Source organism: Flammeovirga kamogawensis (assembly GCF_018736065.1).
GTDB lineage: Bacteria > Bacteroidota > Bacteroidia > Cytophagales > Flammeovirgaceae > Flammeovirga > Flammeovirga kamogawensis.
Genome location: NZ_CP076128.1, coordinates 2,377,260 through 2,396,767, shown reverse-complemented (window position 1 = coordinate 2,396,767; position 19,508 = coordinate 2,377,260). Strand labels below are relative to the sequence as shown.

Here is a 19,508-nt window from a genome sequence, read left to right as displayed (position 1 = left end):
TACAAAAAAGTAGTAATGAACAAGTTTAATTATGATTTTACCAATCAAAAAATCTGTTTTTTTTACAGATTTATTATCGTTGACAATTAGAATGCAACTTTAGTCGCTAAAAAACGCTTTGAATAGTATATTTGATTAAACATTATAATCATAAATTCAATGGAAAAATTATTAGAAAGATTTTTACGTTATGTAAAAATTGATACAGAATCTGTTCCGGGCTTAAAGCAAATACCTAGTACTAAAAAGCAGTTTGATTTATCAAATTTATTAGTTGAAGAATTAAAAGAAATTGGATTAGAAGAGGTCATTATAGACGAGAATTGCTATGTGATGGCAACATTACCTTCTAATGTAGATAAAGAAGTACCTACTATTGGTTTTGTTGCTCATGTAGACACAACTCCTGATTTTACAGGTGCAAACGTAAAACCAATTGTTTGGGAAAATTACGATGGTAAAGACCTTGTTTTAAATAAGGAAGAGGATATCGTTTTAAAGACAGATAATTTCCCGGAAATTAAAGCATATAAAGGTCAGACTGTTGTTACTACCGACGGTACAACTCTTTTAGGGGCAGATGATAAGGCAGGTGTAGCAGAAATTATGACGGCTATGGATTACCTTGTTCAGCACCCTGAAATTAAGCATGGTAAAATTAGAATTTGTTTTACGCCAGATGAAGAAGTTGGTGCAGGAGCAGACCTTTTTGATGTAGAAAAGTTTGATGCAGAATGGGCTTATACTATGGATGGAGGTCCAATGGGTGAGTTTGAATACGAAAACTTTAATGCTGCAGGTGCAGTTGTTACGTTTAAAGGACAAAATGTTCATCCGGGTACGGCTTTAGGTAAAATGGTCAATGCGATGAATATTGCGGCAAAATTTGCTACAAAATTACCAGATAACGAAACACCAGAAACTACTTCTGGTTATGAAGGTTTTTTCCATCTTTTAGGAATGAATGGTTCTGTTGAAGAAACAAAATTAGAGTACATTATTAGGGATCATGATCGTGATTTATTTGAAGCACGTAAAGATCATTTAAAATCTTTAGTGAAAGACTTTACCAAAGAATACGATAAAGCAACGATAGAACTTTCTATCACAGATCAGTATTACAATATGAAAGAAAAGGTAGCTCCTAATATGCATATTGTAGATTTGGCTTTAGAAGCTATGAAAGAATTAGAAATTAAACCTGATGTAAAGGCTATTCGTGGAGGTACAGATGGTGCTAGATTATCATACATGGGTTTACCTTGTCCAAATATCTTTGCAGGTGGACATAATATGCACTCTCGTTTTGAGTATGTTCCTGTTCCTACAATGGTAGAGGCAACAAAAATGATAGTGAAAATTGCAGAATTAAATGCAAAGTAAATATTTCATTTTTTAAGAAATAAGACCTTTAAGTTTAAAGTAGTCATTCATAATTAATTAGTTATGGGTGACTACTTATTTTTTTAATAATTTTTTCCAATCAATTTTAGGGCAGAAAGGAAGTAATCGATCCAATTCATAAATCGACTCAATTTCATTTTCAAAATGATCATTCGTTTTATATTTCACTTGAATATAAGTACCATCATAATTATAGAGTTCGTATTTTTTACCAAGTTGATATATTGAACTAAGAAAATCAGAAAAATATTGAACAATTTCTGCTTTTTCAATGATACTCAATTTATTAAAAGTAATGTGTTGTAGCTGAATCATGGTGATGAGAAATTTATGTATTTTGTTCGTCGTTCATTAAATTTAACTCATATTGATGATAACATTGAATAAATCGAGCTATTATTTTTATAAATGAAGAGATTAATTTTATTGAGAGGTCTTCCAGGAGCAGGAAAATCTACGCTTGCAGCATCTTTAGGCGGTTCTATTGAAGCTGATGATTTTATGGTTGATAAAGAAGGAAATTACTTTTTTGATCCTAAAAAACTTCCTGTTGCACACAAGCAATGTGAGGAGATGACAGCTTATTGTATGGGTAGAGCACAAGAGTTGATCATTGTATCAAATACATTTACTACTGAGCAGGAAATGAAAAGTTATTTTCTTTTAGCAGAAAAGCACAATTACGAAGTATCAACAGTAATTGTTGAAAACCGACATAATAGTTCTTCAGTACATAATGTTCCTGATTTCAGAATACAAAAAATGAAAGAGAGGTTTGATATAAAACTCTAAATGTCATAACGAATATACATTTGGAATCTAGAAGCATCACCTCTTTGCTGATCTTTATTTACACGTGCTCCTTGTACAAAACTTCCGCCTACACGCATTCTATCAAAAGGAAACCAAAACATATTGGCACTTGTATAATAGCTTCTCTCAAAGGTTGATCCTGGCTGCCAAGCGGAATTATCAATCCAAGAAAAACCCGTTACAAAATTAATAAATAAGTTTTTGTGGAAGTAATATTCATATGTAATGTACCCACCTAAAGTAAAAGGAATGTAGATGTCTTTAGTAGGGCTGGGAACAGCATCTAAATTATATGATGAAAATGCTGAAATATAACGCGTGATACCTCTTCCTCCAATTGCTTGATAATAGAATTTATGTTTCTCATTAGTTGTGCTGTTTTTACCACTAACCATCAATCCATATCCTACTTTTGTAATCACATCATCAAATATATTGTGTTGAGAAAGTACTCTAAATAAACCTGCAAATTGTAATTGTCCGGTTGCATATTCAATTTTATAACGAGATGCAACATCAGGAAATAGTTGTCTACTGTCTATGGCAATTGTATCGCCAAAATTCTTGGTAGGAGTTTCTAAACTTACAGCAAATTCGTTATTACTATTCCCTACTTTCTTTTCAAATCGTATTAAACCTTGTCTTGTAGACGAAGAACTACTCGGACCCTCATTATCTACAGTAAGAGGAGTAGAGTAGAGATCTGTAAAAGTTGTCCATGTTTGCCCAACAGTTAAATAGCCATATTGTACATAGGCTTGTCTTAACCTAAAATAGTCATATGAAACGCTACCTCCTGCAAAGTCAGCTTCAACATAGAATTTGATATACCCTTCATCTGTTTTTATTCTAGAAAAGAAACCGAGTCTAGATTGCCTAGCCCCCATATAAAAGCCCCTATTTTCAACATTTTTTTCTCCTACAGGAATTTTATAAGGAACAAAACCACCTGTACTTGTTAGGCCATTAAAATCATAAAGTCCATTTAATTTTATGTAACCCCTAATGTCTACATTATTAACAGGTTTTGCTAAATCTTGAGGGTGAGTATTATCTACAATTTTAGATGAATCCATTTTAATTTTAGGTAATAATTTCACTACATCTTTAAAATGGCTTTCTACAACAACAGTGTCTTTTCTATGGATAATAGGTTCTATATCTGCAATAATAACATCCTTTTCTGCTGTAGTTTCAATCTTTAAAATATGCTCTGTACTATCATGTAAAAATATAGATCCCCAAAATGGTAGGGCACCATCTCTGTAAGCCCAAAAACCGTGATATCCTTTTTTTAATATGAGTTTAGTTTCGGCATAAGGAGCAATGCTATAAGGTATTTTATCTATTTCAACAATAACATTATCATCTTCAATATTCTCAATTTTAAGAATAGCACCATCACGGTGTAGTTTATGCTCAACAGGAGGGACTTTTAATTCTGCCTTGGCTAGGGTATCTATAATAGTGAGGTGTTTTTTATTTACATATCCTCTTTTACCAGTTAGGTAATCCCAAACTCTTATATACTCATTTTCCTCGTTAAGTGGCAGGGATAAAACGTCTCTATCTTTTTCAAGGTGTAAAAGAATAGGGCTATTTGTTGTTCTATGATCTTTTAAAACAGTCTTTTTATTTACGGATGTTCTCATCCATTGTCCGAATGCACTTTGTGATATCAGGAGATATAAGGAAAAAAATAAAAATACTTTAAATGTATTTTTCATGCAATTCAAAAAAAACGTTAGCTGCTATTGAAATAATAAAAAATTAGATGTCGTAACGGATATACATTTGTAAACGAGAAGCATAACCACTTTCTCCATTTTTATTTCTTCTAACACCATATATATACCCTGCACCTAGTTGCATTCTATCAAAAGCAAACCAATAAGAATTTAAACTACCATAATAACTTCTTTGGTAACTATCTTCAGCTTGCCATTCTGCAGTTTGTAACCATGTGATTCCACCGGTCATATTACTAAAGAATTTTTTAGACCAGTGATGTTCTAATGATAGATAGCCTCCAGCAGTTTTAGGAATAAAAATACTATTGTCTGCAGTGTTTACAAAAGCATCCATATTGTAATTTCTAAATGCTCTAACATATCTGCTAATACCTTTACCGTATACAGCCTGAAAATAGAGTATATTATCTTTACTTTGAAGATATTGTTTACCACTTAGCATAATACCATATCCGGGTGTGTTACTAACGTTATCTGTATTAATGTCTGTATAGGAAATTAGTCTAAATAAGCCAGATATTTGATAATGCCCTTTATCAAAAGTGACTTTATATCTAGATGCTATATCCGGGAATTTTTGCCTTTGATCTACAGCAACGGAATCTGTAAAAGTAACTGTTGGGGTCTCTAAAGCTACACCAAATTCGTTATCGGAATTGCCTACTTTCTTCTCATATCTAATCATACCTTGACGAATAAGAATAGAACTATTAGGTCCTTCTCTATCAACCGTAAGTGGAATTGCTTCTAAATTCGAGAAGGTTGTCCATGTTTGCCCCACCGTAAGATAAGCATATTCGGCATAGGCCTGTCGTAAACGGAAATACATTTTGCTAGTTGAACCACCAGCAAAATCACCTTCAACATATATTTTTAAGTACCCATTTTTAGCTTTTATATTAGACGAGAAACCTAATCTAGATTGTCTAGCTCCCATATAAAAACCTTTATCTTGTGTATTTCTATTTTCACCAACAGGAATTTCAACAGGAACAAATCGGTCTACATCAGAAAGTCCATTGAAATCATAAATGGTAGCCAATTTTATATAACCACGTATACCAATTGTACTTTTAGCTCTTTCAAGATCCTGAGGGTGTTTATTTGTTACAATTCGAGCAGTATCAATTTTTACTTTAGGAGTAATATTAACGGTATCAACATGATGGTATTCCATTCTTACCGTATCCGAACGACTAAATATAGGTTCTAGGTCTGTAGTTAAAACCTCTTCTTCAGATCCAACTTTTAGTACATATTCTGCACTATCAGCTAAATTTAAACCACCCCAAAAAGGGAAAGCACCATCTCTGCTAACCCAAATACCATGGTATCCTTTTTTTAGTCGAAGAGTAATTTCTTCATAAGGTTGAAGAGCATAGGGGATTTGATCCATTTCTATATTAACATCTTCACTATCCAAGTTTTCTAGATGTAGGGTTGTGCCACCTCTTGATAATGTTCCAGCTGCGGTTGTATCTTCTAGAATAACTCTTTGTAAAGAATCATATAATGTGAGGTACTGCCCGTAAACGAAACCTCTTTTACCAGAGTTGTAATCCCAAACTCTAACATATTCATCATTTCCGCCAATAGGCAGTGCTAAAAGCGAATGTCCTTTTTTTAATGTCATAATTACATGACTATCGCTTACATAAGTATCACGCATAAAAACATCGTGATTTACCTCAGCACGAATCCATTGAGCGTGAACATTATTAAATAATGAAAGAATACAGAAAAAGAGTAAGAGTATAAGTTTTGAAAGTATTCTCATTGATAACGAGGACATTCAGATGGTTTAATAGAAAAATTGAAGATTATGAGTATTAAAAATACATCTTTTTATTCTTAAATAGAAAATATCCTTGTTGTTTCAGTATTCAATAGGGCGTATATTCGTGAGAATAATTGAAATGGCTCCATAGTACAACGGATTAGTACGTAGGCTTCCGGCGCTTGAGATCTGGGTTCGATTCCCGGTGGGGCTACTAGGTATTCAACTATTATGTTTAGAAAAGTGTAAATTGCGTAAACGGTATGGTTATGGCGGTTTGCACTTTTTTATCTAAAATGATAACTTTTTAAAAGTTAATAAGAAAAAACTTTCTCTTATTAAGGGTTTCACTTTAAGCCTTTTATAGTTTAAAAGAATTTATAGAACCTTTACTTCATGGGGGCGATTTTCTTTTGAGAGGTTCAAAAAGCTGATTTTAATAAAAATCAAATCTTCTTTCAAAGTATTATTATTATTTTTTGCTAATATTGTAGCATAAATAGTACAAAAACTAATTACTAATGCCAACAATTAACGAACAAGGAATCTCTCTTTCTGAGCCTTTTTTATGGATGGAAGAGATTGTAGCTAACTATTATAAAAATCAAGGAGAATATTCTCCAATTTCAACACCACCTGTAGGCGTTGATGAGTATCCTTTTTTAGAAATTGTTAGAGTAAATGCTCTATGTGAAGAAGAAGTTCAATTACTCTTATTTGGCCTTGCTTGGGAACACCGCCCTGAAATTTTTAAAGATTTTATTGATGCTTTTACCGAAACAGATTTTAGAGTAATTGTAGGTGGATATCTTAATTCTAATACACAACTGTATATTACCAACAGTAAGAACTTTTCTTTATGTTTTTTCAAGTAATTCAGAAAAGAAACAATCACTTTTTTTGAAATTATTTACCACTCAATCTACTCTATTAAAAAATGGAATAATAAGGTTAGAGGATGTAAGTAAAGATGATGGAGGAAGTATTATGGATATTTTCTTAGAAGAAAAAAATATAAATAAAATATTTAATGAAGGTGTTAATGGATTAATTTGGAAATACGGTAAAAATACTAAAACAGGAGAGTTTGCTATTAGAATTCAATCCGCAGTATGGACAAAGTTAGCAAAAAGTTTTGGTGTAAAAGCGAAGTATTTGGCTATTGATTCAGGAAAAAAAGAAAAGATAACACCTTTAAAAGAATATCTCAAAAAAGGAAATGCAGTACTGTTATCCGTCTTTTCTTCTAAATCAAATAAAGGACATATCGTACGATTACAAGAAATCAATGATGAAGGTATTATTGTAGATGATCCATACGGAGATGTTAGTGAAAGGTTGGAAGTTAGGGAGAAAGATGGAAGTGGTTATTTAAAAAAAGGTGTGGATCAATATGATACAAGAAATAATCATGATAAAAGTTCAGATGATTTTCAACCAAAAATAGGAGAAGATAATCTTTGGAAATGGGATCAATTAAAAAAAACAAAAATTAAATATGCATTTATTTACAGCAAATAAAAAGGAAATTAATAGTGGTCATATTAATAAAATGAAGTTTATATTGTTATTTTTTATTTTGATGATAATCAGTGATCTAAAAGCTCAAGATTTGAAGTTGATTGAAAAAGGGATGATAATTTCATATTCTGATAAGACATTGGAAAATTTTCGATTTAGAACGAGGAAAATTTCAGTTTATAAAACTCTTTCAAATTATGAATCGATAAATTCTAGCTATAATTCACTTTGTGTAGGTCGTACTGATAGTATTACACTATATGGTAAAGTTAGTCCATACTTATATATTATTGGTCTCGGTGATGGTTATGGGGTTTTATCATTAAATGAGAAAAAAGAAGTGATGGATTTACTTCATATATCATATATTATAGGTATGGATAGCGATGAAATGATCTCTAAAGTTGTTGATGATACAACTTTGAGAGTAACGTACTTGGATGGTTATAAGAGAAGAGTTGAGAAATATACTCTCGTCCAACGAAACGGTTTATTCGTAAAAAAAGACAGTAGTTTTACTGAGCCATTGCCAACATTTGATGAATGGGAGTTATTTTTTGGTCATTATGAATATGATGAAGATTGAATTACATTTTTATCAAACATTTAGCTAGAAAACCAGCCTCTTAAAAAATATCTCAAAAAAGGAAATGCCGTTCTGTTATCCGTCTTTTCTTCTAAATCAAATAAAGGACATATCGTACGATTACAAGAAATCAATGATGAAGGTATTATTGTAGATGATCCATACGGAGATGTTAGTGAGAGGTTGGAAGTTAGGGAGAAAGGTGGAAGTGGATATTTTAAAGAGGGAGATTATGATACTAGAAATGATCATGATAAAAACTCAAAATCTTTTCAACCAAAAATGGGAGAAGATAATCTATGGAAATGGGAAAATATTAAGAAAACAACAATTAAATATGTATTTATATACAGCAAATAAAAGAGGTCATATTAAGAAAGTACAATTGATATTATTGCTTTTTATTTTAATGAAAATAAGTGATCTGAAAGGTCAGGATTTACAGTTGATTGAAAAAGGGACTGTAATTTTATATAGAGATAAGACATTGAAAGATTTTCATTTTAATACGAAAAAAATTCCAGTTTGTAAGACTATTGCCAATTATGAATCAATAAATTCCAGTTATAATTTATATTGTGTAGGTAGTGGTGATAGTATTACACTAAATGGTAAAATTAGTCCATATTTATATATAATTCGATTTGGTGATGGTTATGTTGCTTTATCATTAAATGAGAAAAAAGAAGTCATGGATTTAAAGCATATATCATATGTTATAGGTATGGATAGCGATGAAATGATCTCTAAAGTTGTTGATGATACAACCTTGAGAGTAACGTACTTGGATGGTTATAAGAGAAGAGTTGAGAAATATACTCTGGTTCAAAGAGACGGTTTATTCGTGAAAAAAGACAGTAGTTTTACTGAGCCATTGCCAACCTTTGACGAATGGGAAGTATTTTTTGGTCATTATGAATATGATGAAGATTGAATTACATTTTTATCAAACATTTAGCTAGAAAATTACATCTTAAAAAAATACCTCAAACAAGGAAATGCCGTTCTGTTATCAGCTTTTTCTTCTGATTCAGGAAGAGGACATATTGTTAGATTACAGGAAATCAACGATGACGGAATAGTTGTGGATGACCCTTATGGTGATGTTAGTGAGAGGTTGGATGTTAGGGAGAAAGGTGGAAGTGGGTATTTACTTAAATCTCTTAGAAATGGATATGATACTCGTAATCATCATTCTACTGATAAATATCAACCTAAAAAAGGAGAAGATAATCTTTGGAAATGGGGAAATTAAAAAAAGACTCAAATAAAATATGCAATTGTATATAGTAATTAGAAAAATGAATAAGAATTACATAAAAAAACTTAATTTATTATTTTTTATATTAGTATTAACTTCACTAAATAAAATCATCGCTCAAGAAATTCCTAAAGTAAAAGCAGGAACAAAATTTTCTTTTGATTATGATGAGTGGGGAAACAGACCTTATTTGCGTGTTCCTTATTTTCCATTGGCAAAACGGAGCCCAAAGTTAGAGGAGTTGACGTCTTTTTATATTAATGCTTTTGTTTATAAAGATAGTATTATCATTTTTAATGAAGTTAATCCTTTTTTATATATTGTTTCTGCTGGAGAAGGGTATGGATTAATGTCATTAAATAAAAGAAATGAAGTTGTGGATTTAAGATCCATAGCTTATATTCTTGACCCAGACTATTTTGAATTATATACGAGAGTGATTAATGATACTACATTTAAAGTAACCTATTTAGATGGTTATAGAAAAAGAGTAGAAAAATATACCCTTGTACAAAGAGATGGTATGCTAGTGAAGAAAGACAGTAGTTTTACAGAGCCAATAGCAACATTTAAGGAATGGGAAAAGTTTTATATTCATTATGATCGTGATAAGGATTGATAGACATTCTTATTAAAAATTTAGCAAGAAAACCAGCCTCTTAAAAAATATCTCAAAAAAGGAAGTGCTGTTACCCGTCTTTTCTTCTGATTCAGGAAGAGGGCATATCGTACGATTACAAGAAATCAATGATGAAGGTATTATTGTAGATGATCCATACGGAGATGTTAGTGAAAGACTGGAAGTTAGGGAGAGTGGGAAAAGTGGGTATAGAAAACAAAAGGTATATGATACTAGAAATATTCATAAAGAAGGCAGAAATTATCAACCTAAAAAGGGAGAAGATAATTTATGGAGGTGGGAAGATTTAAAAAAAACACAAATAAAATATGCATATGTGTTTAGTAAATGATACAAAAAAGAATAATAGAAAATTACTTCATTTTATCTTACTGTTATTTATTATCTTTCCTTTGAATAAAGTAATGGGACAAGATATTAGATTCTTAGATAAAGGAACATTAATATCTATAAGGGAGCAAACTTTGAGGAGTACTTTTATTAGAGTTCCTAATTTCAATGTTTGTAAGGAGAATTCTGATTATGATTTATTAAACACAATTTATTTCAGGAATTGTGTTTATAAAGATAGCATTAGAATCTTTGGAAAAATTAATCCCTCATTATTTGTAGTAACATTTACTGGAGGTTATGGGGTAATTTCTTTAAATGAGGAAAAAGAGGTAATTGATTTAGAGCATATATCCTATTATTCAGGTATGGATAGTGATGAAATGATTTCAAAAGTTGTTGATGATACAACCTTGAGAGTAACGTACTTGGATGGTTATAAGAGAAGAGTTGAGAAATATACTCTGGTTCAAAGAGACGGTTTATTCGTGAAAAAAGACAGTAGTTTTACTGAGCCATTGCCAACCTTTGATGAATGGGAAGTATTTTTTGGTCATTATGAATATGATGAAGATTGATATACATTCTTATTAAACGTTTAGCTCGAAAATAAACATGTAATGATTCAATTTAAAAATCAAGATGGTTGGAGAAACTTTGGAAAGAAAGAAGAAATTAAAATATATAACTTTAATAAATAAGATAAGAATAAAACTACCACAGAACATACTCTGACTTTAAGATAGATTTATCACTTCACATCTATTAGTAATTTACTTTGTTTAATATGAAACATAAATTCAATTAATGCAGTTTATATAAACAGAAGTTAGATGAATGCGCTTAGTAGATAAGTGATAAAAAAATTGAGAGAGTTAAGTTCATGAAACCTCGTTGGTATTGCCAACGAGGTTTTTTTTATACTATAATTTTAATCTATTCTAAATCGATATAATATTCTAAATGTAGGAACATAAAAAAAGGCGTCAATTAATATTGACACCTCTAAATGGTTTATTACAAAATTTATTTTGCGATATAAATATCATCCTGATTAATATTTATTTTACTCTTATCTAAAGGCATTGTGATTGTTACTTCATATTTCACATCATAATCATATGCTTCTCTGGTACATTCAGACAAATTAATATCATATTCTTCCATTAATGGTATATATGCTTTAGAAGCTGCTACTTCAGCATATTTTGCAAATTCAGGTTTACTAATCACATTAATTGTCATGATACCTTTTTTGGCATTGTATGAGTAAGAATAAGCAACATCTGCCGTGTTATCTTTATTTATATCTTCTATTGTTGTTTCAGAAATAAATGCGTTATGATCTTTTAAATATTGGAGCTTTCCTACTTCAGTCTCAAAAGATTGTGCTTGAAGTGTTAAAAGTGTAGTGATAAACAGTAGAGATGATAAAATTAACTTTTTCATGGTTTCTAATTTTAATTGTTATAAGTTAATTTACTCAACGACAGTATCTTGTAATTGAATGAGTTTGTTAGTATTAGTTATCTAAATAAATGAGAATGAGGTGAACTATTTTATAAAATTTAAAGACTTCTTATTGTATAAATTAAAAGGTTAGAGGGTAGTACAAATAGTTTACATCTATTAGTAATTTACTTTGTTTAATATGAAACATAAATTCAATTAATGTAGTTTATATAATCAGAAGTTAGATGAATGCGCTTAGTAGATAAGTGATAAAAAAATTGAGAGAGTTAAGTTCATGAAACCTCGTTGGTATTGCCAACGAGGTTTTTTTATACTATAATTTTAATCTATTCTAAATCGATATATTTTTCTAAAATGGAAAAAGGAGTATTTCCAAATTGGAGTAATTTCTCATGAAAGTTTAATAAAGAAAATCCCTCTTTTTTCTCTGCTTTTTCTTTCCATTCTAAAATTTTACTTCCACCATATTTGTAGGTAACCACTTGTGCCGGCCACCTTTTCATTCTAGCAATTTCACGTTGAGCAATATTATCTTGACCGGGAATATGTTTTTGCCAGAATAATAAGGCTTCTTCATCTGTCCAATTGTAATAATTTAAGCCAACATCCATACTCACTCTTACAGATCTTATAAGATCCCATTCCCATTTGCCGAGTTCATCATACATTGTTTTATAAGCACCCAATGTAACTCCTAGTTCTTCAACATATGCGGCATAACCTTCAATAAAACCGTAATATTCAAATTTCTTTTGTAGGGCAGTCCTATTCGTTTTTTTCTCTAAGTCTATTTGGTAATGATGCCCAGGGACTCCTTCATGAAGGTAAATCCAAGCAATTTGTCGCTTGTTATAGGGAGTATCAAAGTAGTTGTAATAAAATGTCTGTTGCGTATCCATATAATACGCAGGTGCAATAGCCATCCTCTTTTCAGTTCCTTTCTTTATTATGAGAGGAGAGATTTTATCTACATCAGGAAAATAGAGTGAAGCAGTTGTACCTATTTCAGTTTTAAGCTTTTCAAAAGCAAGTTGTATTGAATCTACATCAGTAAAATAAAAATGAGGTGAACGTATATATTTCTGAAAAGTACTACTGTCCATTCTAGATTGCATTTGAATAGATTTCATATTACGTTTAACTCTATCAATTTCTTTTAAACCAAAAGCATAAATTTTATCTGGAGTAGCTTCTTTATCAACCCATTTTTTTAGAAAGTAGGTATACCATTCCTTCCCGTTTTTTAGAGTAGATAATCCTCTAGAAGAAATACTATCAGCAATAGCACTTTTCCATTGTTTTTCTAAATGTAATCTTTCAAGATTTAAATCAGTTTCGTATTGAATTAAATCATAATCTAACTGTTCTTTTATTGATAAGTTATTCACATCTATAGTAGATAAACGCTCTTTAATGTTGACAAAAAAAGCATTTTGAATATTTATCGAATCTAAATCCTTTATTCCCTTAATATTTTGTTGATAACTTAACTGTAACGGAGGAATATTGAGACAATTATACTCTTCTATAAATTTTGATTTAAAATTAGTCCACTTTTCTGTTTTTTGAGAAGTGCATGATAGCATCAAAAAACCAATTATTGTAATAAGTAAATTTTTCAAAAAAAGTAGGTTTAAAGTATAAAGTAATATGCTTGTTTTGTGATAAAGGTGTGTTTTACCAAGCTGCAATTTTAAGAAAAGAAAGCCTAGTCTGCTAATGCAATTTGGTAATAAGTATGATGAATCAAGATAAAGTTGTAGTTGGATAAGGTTAGTTTAAAATTGATTATACCGACTGTTTCATTCACGTATTAACTTCTTGTAAATTTCCTCTGCAATTACCGTTGCTCCTTTATAATTAGGGTGTACACCATCAGGAAAATCCTTTTTCATATTTTTGGTAGCCTCATGGATTGGTATAATTTTAATATTTCTTTCTTTGGCTACCTTGATTAGAATAGGTATAATTTCTTTTTCAACAATCTGGTTTCTGATATCAAAAGTATTAGGGTAGATCATTGGAGGAGTGGCTAAGTAAATTTCTGGATTACTTGATAAAGACTGATAAGAAGTAATGAACGCATTCAAATCACTTTCAAAATGTTGACTACTAATATCCCATATCTGAGGTTTAGAATCGTTTGTTCCTAACATAATGACTACTTTATTGGGTAGAAATGTAGTATGAGATTGTGTAAATGCAGCAGTGCTCCAATAACTATCATTTACATCTTTAGAGAGAGTTCTTCCAGAATTCCCAAAATTATTTACTAGATAGTTTTCACCTAACATATGTTGTAATTGAGTGGGATAACAGTTGGCAAAACGTTCGGGTATTCCGTGCCCATAAGTAATACTATTGCCTACACATGCTATTCTTATTTTATCTTTCAAATCAAATTTTTCAGTACAACCGTTATAGGGTACAATAGGTAAAATAGAATCTCCATCAACTTGTATAGTTCTAAAACCTCCATTTGCACAAGGTCCAAAAGCATACTCTCCAGTGCTCCATTCTGCCCCATTAAAGTATTTATATTCGTATGTTTTTTTCGGTTCTACTTCTAATGTGATTTCATAAATAGTACCTTTTGTATTTATAAGTTGAGTTTCTTTAAGTTTCCAGTTATTTATATTTCCAGATAAATGTATACCTTCTGTATGTATTTTAAAACCTGCCATATCTACTCTTAATGTTACTTTAGCGGCATAAGTTGGAAGAGTAAAAAATAAGAAAATGTAACATAAAGTTTTCATACAGAAATTAAATTACTGATTTAATAAATAGAATGTATTACTAATTACTTCAATATTAGAAAAAAGAAACTAGTATATTCGAAGTAGATCAATCTAAAGAAAAATAATTAATCCTAAAAATGATTAGAACTACCTACATTATCGTAAGCTTTATATTATTCCCAATATTTATTTTAGCGTATGATTATTTGCCAGATCAGACAGTGGCCATTACAATTTTAATGACGCTTTTAATAATTGGTTGGTACGATGTTTTTCAGAAAAAAAACGCAATACTTAGAGATTATCCTATTGTAGGTCATTTTAGATATATATTTAAAGCGATAGCCCCTGAATTACAGCAATATTTTATAGAAAGAAATACGGATGGAAAGCCTTTTAATAAAAATGAAATTAGCTTGATAAAATCGAGGTCTGAAAATCAAGAGAAATTTCATCCTTTTGGAACCGAACTAGATTTTTATGCTGATAAAGTACAATGGTTAGGTCATGCTTTTATACCAGGTAAAAAGATGACTGAGGCACCAAGAGTTAAAGTTGGAGGAACACACTGTTTAAAACCTTATAACGCTGCATTATTAAATATATCTGCAATGAGTTTTGGGTCGTTAAGTGCTAATGCAATAACAGCTTTAAATAATGGAGCAAAAAAAGGAGGGTTTTATCATAATACAGGTGAGGGGGGAATAACACCTTTTCATCAGCAAGGAGGCGATATAGTATTGCAAATAGGTACTGGTAATTTTGGTTTTAGAAATAATGATGGTTCTTTTAATGATGAAGCCTTTGTAAAAAAAGGAACATTGGAAGAAGTGAAAATGATTGAAATAAAACTTTCTCAAGGTGCAAAACCAGGACATGGTGGTGTATTACCAGCAGCAAAAAATACTGAAGAAATTGCAAGAATTCGTTTAGTAGAACCACATACTAATATATTATCTCCACCAGTAAACCCTGAAATTAAAGAGGTAGCAGATATTCCAAAATTTGTAAAAAGAGTAAGAGATTTATCAGAAGGTAAGCCTGTAGGTTTTAAACTTTGCATTGGTATTAAAGCAGAATTTATTAAACTAATTGAAACTTGTATAGCACAAGATAATTTACCAGATTTTATTACTGTAGATGCGGCAGAAGGTGGAACAGGAGCAGCCCCTTTAGAGTATTCAGATCATATTGGAATGAAAGGTGATGAAGCCCTGAAATTTGTGGTACAGGTATTAAAAGAAAAGAACATTAAAGAGAAAGTTAAAGTAATCTATGCTGGTAAAGTTATGGATGGTTTCTCTTTATTTAAAGCACTTTGTTTTGGTGCAGATTTTTGTAATAGTGCTAGAGGGTTTATGTTCTCATTGGGTTGTATACAGTCTTTAAGATGCCATACAGATACTTGTCCAACAGGTATTGCTACACAAAATAAAGCATTGCAAAAAGGCTTAGATCCTACTTTAAAAAGTGAAAGAGTTTATCATTATCAAGAGAATACTTTAAAATCGTTCTTAGAAATATTGAGTACTTCTGGTTGTAATAATTTAGGAGATCTAAAACCTGAATTAATTCAAGACTAAGTCAAAATTTTTTATAAAAATTAAAACCTCTGTGCATATATTTAACTACATGTACAGAGGTTTTTTTTATGAGTCAATTACTTGATAATTTGAGATTTACTATGGAATTAAAGGTTTTCTGTTAATGCTTTTACCACTGGGTTGTTAGGGTAAAACTCTTTTAATATAACCTTAATTACAGTATACAGAGGAACGGCGATTATCATTCCTATAATTCCGAAAAGTACTCCAAAAGTGAAAATTACTAAGAAAATTTCTAGTGGATGTGAGTTGACACTTTTAGAGAAAATAATTGGTTGAGAGAAATTATTGTCAATAAATTGAGTGATTCCGTAAGCAACAGAAATTTTTATTATTAGTGGAATAAATTCATTTTGGAAATCCATATTAATATTATCTGTAAGTGCTAAAACGTACATTAATATTAGCCCGATAAGTGGACCTACATAAGGAATTAAATTAAGAATGGCACATAAAAAGGCAATAACTAATGGGTTGCCAACACCAATTACCATTAAAGATACTAAGTATAAAATGAACACAATTAATATCTGAATACTTAAACCAATGAAGTAACGGGATAATAATTTTTTAATTTTGGTGATAGATGATTTTATTTCTTTTTCATTCTCAATAGGAAGTACTGAGATAAAAAAGTCTCCAATTAATTCGCTTTCTTTGATAAAGAAAAAAGCTATAAAACAAACCGAAAATACGCCTACACTGTAAGAACCTACAGTATTAATAATCGATTTAAATATTTTTGGAGCATTATTAATCTTATTCAGTATAACATCACCTAAATTTAATGAAGATAAATCTAACCCATATTTTAAAGTAGATTGATTCAATGAATCAAATGTTAGGTTAATGTTCGATTTAAACTCATCCATATTGATAAGTGATAAATCTCTGGCTTCTTGAATTATTAAAGGAATAAAAAGACTTAAAAAAGCCGTGAGAATCAACAGAAACAATACAACAACAGCAAGAAGAGCACTGTTATTAGAAAAATTGAATCGTCTTTTTAAATAAGATTTTAAAGGGTAAGCAATAAGTGCAATCACACCTGCTATTGCTATATAAATAATAACTGATTTTATTAAAAACAGCGTATATAATCCGATACAAAATAGAGCAAGCTTTTTTATGGTATCAAGCAGCCCTTTACTAATTACTTTATAATCCATTAATTGAAGAATTAAGATGAATGAAACTAATAATAGCAAACGACTTTTGTGTTTTAGTTTTTTATAGAATTTGTTTTTAAAATATAAAATTTTGATTATTTAATCATTAATGGTGTTTGAATGTGCTGATTTTTAATGAAGTAAAGAGTAGTTAAGGGTAGTGATTAAAACTTAATGTTTAATTTTAACTTTGGGTAATACTCTTTTCTTGATTACTATTGATTATTCAAACAACTAATATTTCTAATATAATGTCTCAAAAACAATCATCTTTTTACCCCTCAGTTTTACAGGTATGGGGTTTTGTCGGAATTTTTCTTATTGTTTCAATTTTCGTATCAATCTTTACTTCAAGTCTCGAAGGCGTGTTAGATAAAGGGTTAATACTCTTTATAAGTTATCTATTTTCAATGGGTATTCCTTTAGGTATTATTTATTCTGTTCGAAAGAGAAAAACAGGAAGAACATCATTTAATTTTAAGTTAGAATATTTAGCAATCCTTCCAATAGTATTCTTTGTAACCTTAGGTTTACAATTTGGATTAGTAGGGCCAATTGCAGATTTAATTCCTATGCCTGAAGAATTTGTTGCTTTTTTTAAAGAATTAATGGGCGACAACGATATCTATAATTTCTTAACTGTTGTAATTGCGGCTCCAATTTTAGAAGAATTAATTTTTAGAGGATTAATATTAGATAGTTTCTTAAAAAGATATTCTCCAACCAAAGCAATACTTTATTCTAGTATGTTCTTTGGTTTAATACACTTTAACCCATGGCAATTTATAGCAGCAATGGTTTTAGGGTGCTTTATTGGATGGGTATATTATAAAACTAAAAGCGTTAGTTATGGTATAATTATCCATATGATAAACAATGGGTGTGCATTTTTAATGATGGTTTTTATTTCTGAGGATCAAATGAATTTGACTGGACCAGAATTATATGGTGGTTTTACTAATTATGTAATTATAATTATTGGTTCTTTATTAGTAACAGGATTGGGTCTTTATTATTTATCAAAATATTTTAAAGATCATGTTCCCTCAATTCAATGGAAAGAAGTTACCATTGATGATGATTCTAATAATGAAATTGAAAGTATATAAATTATTGATTATTAAAATTTTAATGGATTTTACCCATTGGAATCACATAAAAAAAGCATTAGGGAATTCACTCTAATGCTTTTTTTATAAAATAATATGACTACTTCTTAGTTATCAAATTCAGGATATTCACGTTTCATTCTACGCAACCAACCTTCATATAAAGTGTGGTAAGGGTCGGTGTCATTACCTTCATGAGGTAATCCAGCCATAACCTCTTTTTTCTGTTCAGGTACATGATCAACAATTGCTTCATTTACATTGATAACACCTTGTGGGCTTCCAAGAGCACGTGTTTGGATCTTACAAGATTTTTCAAGGAAGAACATATAAAAGAATGCTTCACTAATTGTTTCGCCAACAGATAATGTACCGTGGTTTCTGAGCATTAATATTTTTTTATCTCCAATATCCGACAACATTCTAGGCCCTTCAGCAGCATCAACAACTACACCTTCATAATCATGATAAGCAATGTTAGAGTGTATCAACATATCGTCTTGACAAAGAGGAAGTACGCCTTCTTTCATTGCAGATACAGCCACGCCATCTACAGTATGCAGGTGCATTGCCGAATTGATAGAATCATTACCGAATATTAATCCAGAGTGAATATTCCATCCTGCTTTATTTAATTGGTATCCATTGTCTGTAAGTATTGTTCCATCTTTTCTGACTTTAATTAAAGATGAAGCAGTAATTTCATCGAATGTTAAACCGAATGGATTTAATAATAAACAATCAGGTTCTCCAGGTACTCTTGCTGAAAGATGTCCGAAAGTTGTGAATTCAAATCCTAAATAATAAAAAGCTCTATATGCAGCAGCTAACTCTACTCTTGTATTCCACTCTGCAGTTGTAACTTGTTCTTTAATAGATTTCATAATGTTCTTTTTTTTAGTGTTTTATAAATTTGTTTTGATGTTACAAATGTAGAGGGTGACAAAAGTTTTTAGCCGTAAAATCCTGTTAGCAATGCGTAAATTCCTGTAAGAGTAAAATAGTTATTTACCTGTTTATTAGCGTTTTATATTGATATATAAGGAAATCCCACCCTTTCTATTATGTAGAAAAGGAGGGATTTTTTGTATTACACTTATTGTGTTCAACTTTATATTCTATATACTTATTGCTTAGGGCATTTTTTACAATGCTTTCCAGATTTTTTATATTTTTTACAGCAATTTTTCTTTTTACATAGAAAGTCAGTGTTTTCTTCTAATTCATTGAATTTAGGAGATATTATTACGTTCAGAGAGATATCCATTGTTATTTTTTTTGTCCAACCACCGTAGCTTTTAGCTACAGTGGTGATAAGTTTTAAGGAAA

General features: G+C 30.4%; 20 protein-coding genes and 1 tRNA gene. 13 read left to right on the top strand and 8 right to left on the bottom strand.

The genetic code is table 11. From position 1 onward, the window contains the following. Positions 1–159 precede the first annotated feature (159 nt). A complete protein-coding gene (gene pepT, locus KM029_RS09565; protein ID WP_144073077.1) occupies positions 160–1,383 on the top strand; it encodes a peptidase T in 1,224 nt (407 codons plus the stop codon). Positions 1,384–1,458: 75 nt separating this feature from the next. Here the strand turns inward: pepT and KM029_RS09560 are convergent, their stop codons facing one another. Beyond that, the gene (locus tag KM029_RS09560) at positions 1,459–1,719 is read right to left on the bottom strand and encodes a hypothetical protein (RefSeq protein WP_144073076.1); all 261 of its coding nucleotides are present in this window, start codon (positions 1,717–1,719) and stop codon (positions 1,459–1,461) included. A gap of 93 nt (positions 1,720–1,812) precedes the next feature. Here KM029_RS09560 and KM029_RS09555 point away from each other — a divergent pair, with 93 nt between their 5' ends. Next, entirely contained in the window at positions 1,813–2,196 is a 384-nt protein-coding gene (locus KM029_RS09555) for an AAA family ATPase (protein ID WP_144073075.1), read from the top strand. On the opposite strand, the gene KM029_RS09550 is transcribed toward KM029_RS09555, so the two are convergent. Both KM029_RS09550 and KM029_RS09545 read right to left on the bottom strand, forming a co-directional pair. Next, positions 2,193–3,944, bottom strand: a complete 1,752-nt coding sequence (locus KM029_RS09550; protein ID WP_144073074.1) for a DcaP family trimeric outer membrane transporter — start codon at positions 3,942–3,944, stop codon at positions 2,193–2,195. The two genes, KM029_RS09555 and KM029_RS09550, sit on opposite strands and share 4 nt — an antisense overlap. Before the next feature lie 43 nt (positions 3,945–3,987). Continuing rightward, positions 3,988–5,760 carry a DcaP family trimeric outer membrane transporter gene (locus KM029_RS09545; RefSeq protein ID WP_144073073.1) on the bottom strand — a complete coding sequence of 591 codons (1,773 nt, stop codon included), beginning with the start codon at positions 5,758–5,760 and terminating at the stop codon, positions 3,988–3,990. A 126-nt stretch (positions 5,761–5,886) separates the two neighbouring features. On the opposite strand from KM029_RS09545, the gene KM029_RS09540 reads away from it, so the two are divergent. From KM029_RS09540 to KM029_RS09500, 9 genes are all read left to right on the top strand, one after another. Continuing rightward, positions 5,887–5,959, top strand: a tRNA-Arg gene (locus tag KM029_RS09540). 307 nt (positions 5,960–6,266) lie between these two features. Beyond that, positions 6,267–6,620, top strand: a complete 354-nt coding sequence (locus KM029_RS09535; protein WP_144073072.1) for a hypothetical protein — start codon at positions 6,267–6,269, stop codon at positions 6,618–6,620. 25 nt (positions 6,621–6,645) lie between these two features. Next, positions 6,646–7,266 (top strand): hypothetical protein, encoded by a 621-nt coding sequence (locus tag KM029_RS09530; RefSeq protein ID WP_144073071.1) that lies wholly within the window; start codon positions 6,646–6,648, stop codon positions 7,264–7,266. Beyond that, positions 7,244–7,852: a hypothetical protein gene (locus KM029_RS09525; protein WP_144073070.1), complete on the top strand. Its 609-nt coding sequence runs from the start codon at positions 7,244–7,246 to the stop codon at positions 7,850–7,852. The genes KM029_RS09530 and KM029_RS09525 overlap by 23 nt, the downstream gene beginning before the upstream one ends. Positions 7,853–8,102: 250 nt before the next feature. Continuing rightward, complete coding sequence (locus tag KM029_RS09520) at positions 8,103–8,786, top strand: hypothetical protein (protein ID WP_144073069.1); 684 nt, start codon at positions 8,103–8,105, stop codon at positions 8,784–8,786. 150 nt (positions 8,787–8,936) lie between these two features. Further along, a complete protein-coding gene (locus tag KM029_RS09515) occupies positions 8,937–9,107 on the top strand; it encodes a hypothetical protein (RefSeq protein ID WP_158631015.1) in 171 nt (56 codons plus the stop codon). Positions 9,108–9,153: 46 nt separating this feature from the next. After that, positions 9,154–9,732: a hypothetical protein gene (locus KM029_RS09510; protein WP_144073068.1), complete on the top strand. Its 579-nt coding sequence runs from the start codon at positions 9,154–9,156 to the stop codon at positions 9,730–9,732. Between the two features lie 64 nt (positions 9,733–9,796). Further along, entirely contained in the window at positions 9,797–10,084 is a 288-nt protein-coding gene (locus KM029_RS09505; protein ID WP_144073067.1) for a hypothetical protein, read from the top strand. 73 nt (positions 10,085–10,157) lie between these two features. Continuing rightward, positions 10,158–10,661 carry a hypothetical protein gene (locus KM029_RS09500; protein ID WP_144073066.1) on the top strand — a complete coding sequence of 168 codons (504 nt, stop codon included), beginning with the start codon at positions 10,158–10,160 and terminating at the stop codon, positions 10,659–10,661. Positions 10,662–11,109: 448 nt separating this feature from the next. Here KM029_RS09500 and KM029_RS09495 read toward each other — a convergent pair whose 3' ends face one another. The 3 genes from KM029_RS09495 to KM029_RS09485 all read right to left on the bottom strand — a co-directional run bounded on the left by KM029_RS09495 (position 11,110) and on the right by KM029_RS09485 (position 14,315). Further along, positions 11,110–11,532 (bottom strand): hypothetical protein, encoded by a 423-nt coding sequence (locus KM029_RS09495; RefSeq protein ID WP_144073065.1) that lies wholly within the window; start codon positions 11,530–11,532, stop codon positions 11,110–11,112. 350 nt (positions 11,533–11,882) lie between these two features. Beyond that, positions 11,883–13,178 (bottom strand): DUF885 domain-containing protein, encoded by a 1,296-nt coding sequence (locus tag KM029_RS09490; protein WP_144073064.1) that lies wholly within the window; start codon positions 13,176–13,178, stop codon positions 11,883–11,885. A gap of 180 nt (positions 13,179–13,358) precedes the next feature. After that, positions 13,359–14,315 (bottom strand): GDSL-type esterase/lipase family protein, encoded by a 957-nt coding sequence (locus KM029_RS09485; protein WP_144073063.1) that lies wholly within the window; start codon positions 14,313–14,315, stop codon positions 13,359–13,361. A gap of 119 nt (positions 14,316–14,434) precedes the next feature. Here KM029_RS09485 and KM029_RS09480 point away from each other — a divergent pair, with 119 nt between their 5' ends. Then, a complete protein-coding gene (locus tag KM029_RS09480) occupies positions 14,435–15,880 on the top strand; it encodes an FMN-binding glutamate synthase family protein (RefSeq protein ID WP_144073062.1) in 1,446 nt (481 codons plus the stop codon). A 107-nt stretch (positions 15,881–15,987) separates the two neighbouring features. Here the strand turns inward: KM029_RS09480 and KM029_RS09475 are convergent, their stop codons facing one another. Then, entirely contained in the window at positions 15,988–17,070 is a 1,083-nt protein-coding gene (locus KM029_RS09475; RefSeq protein ID WP_144073061.1) for an AI-2E family transporter, read from the bottom strand. A gap of 251 nt (positions 17,071–17,321) precedes the next feature. Between KM029_RS09475 and KM029_RS09470 the strand changes: the two genes are divergently transcribed. Continuing rightward, on the top strand, positions 17,322–18,179 hold the full coding sequence (locus tag KM029_RS09470) for a CPBP family intramembrane glutamic endopeptidase (protein WP_144073060.1): 858 nt from the start codon (positions 17,322–17,324) through the stop codon (positions 18,177–18,179). 107 nt (positions 18,180–18,286) lie between these two features. Here the strand turns inward: KM029_RS09470 and KM029_RS09465 are convergent, their stop codons facing one another. Then, entirely contained in the window at positions 18,287–19,063 is a 777-nt protein-coding gene (locus tag KM029_RS09465; RefSeq protein ID WP_144073059.1) for a class II aldolase/adducin family protein, read from the bottom strand. Positions 19,064–19,508: the final 445 nt, after the last annotated feature.

What these genes read in the sequence shown, in the direction of transcription:
- pepT (WP_144073077.1), top strand. Translation starts at nt 160, where the DNA reads ATGGAAAAATTATTAGAAAGATTTTTACGTTATGTAAAAATTGATACA.
- KM029_RS09560 (WP_144073076.1), bottom strand. Translation starts at nt 1,719, where the DNA reads ATGATTCAGCTACAACACATTACTTTTAATAAATTGAGTATCATTGAA.
- KM029_RS09555 (WP_144073075.1), top strand. Translation starts at nt 1,813, where the DNA reads ATGAAGAGATTAATTTTATTGAGAGGTCTTCCAGGAGCAGGAAAATCT.
- KM029_RS09550 (WP_144073074.1), bottom strand. Translation starts at nt 3,944, where the DNA reads ATGAAAAATACATTTAAAGTATTTTTATTTTTTTCCTTATATCTCCTG.
- KM029_RS09545 (WP_144073073.1), bottom strand. Translation starts at nt 5,760, where the DNA reads ATGTCCTCGTTATCAATGAGAATACTTTCAAAACTTATACTCTTACTC.
- KM029_RS09535 (WP_144073072.1), top strand. Translation starts at nt 6,267, where the DNA reads ATGCCAACAATTAACGAACAAGGAATCTCTCTTTCTGAGCCTTTTTTA.
- KM029_RS09525 (WP_144073070.1), top strand. Translation starts at nt 7,244, where the DNA reads ATGCATTTATTTACAGCAAATAAAAAGGAAATTAATAGTGGTCATATT.
- KM029_RS09520 (WP_144073069.1), top strand. Translation starts at nt 8,103, where the DNA reads ATGATAAAAACTCAAAATCTTTTCAACCAAAAATGGGAGAAGATAATC.
- KM029_RS09510 (WP_144073068.1), top strand. Translation starts at nt 9,154, where the DNA reads ATGAATAAGAATTACATAAAAAAACTTAATTTATTATTTTTTATATTA.
- KM029_RS09500 (WP_144073066.1), top strand. Translation starts at nt 10,158, where the DNA reads ATGGGACAAGATATTAGATTCTTAGATAAAGGAACATTAATATCTATA.
- KM029_RS09495 (WP_144073065.1), bottom strand. Translation starts at nt 11,532, where the DNA reads ATGAAAAAGTTAATTTTATCATCTCTACTGTTTATCACTACACTTTTA.
- KM029_RS09485 (WP_144073063.1), bottom strand. Translation starts at nt 14,315, where the DNA reads ATGAAAACTTTATGTTACATTTTCTTATTTTTTACTCTTCCAACTTAT.
- KM029_RS09480 (WP_144073062.1), top strand. Translation starts at nt 14,435, where the DNA reads ATGATTAGAACTACCTACATTATCGTAAGCTTTATATTATTCCCAATA.
- KM029_RS09475 (WP_144073061.1), bottom strand. Translation starts at nt 17,070, where the DNA reads ATGGATTATAAAGTAATTAGTAAAGGGCTGCTTGATACCATAAAAAAG.
- KM029_RS09470 (WP_144073060.1), top strand. Translation starts at nt 17,322, where the DNA reads ATGTCTCAAAAACAATCATCTTTTTACCCCTCAGTTTTACAGGTATGG.
- KM029_RS09465 (WP_144073059.1), bottom strand. Translation starts at nt 19,063, where the DNA reads ATGAAATCTATTAAAGAACAAGTTACAACTGCAGAGTGGAATACAAGA.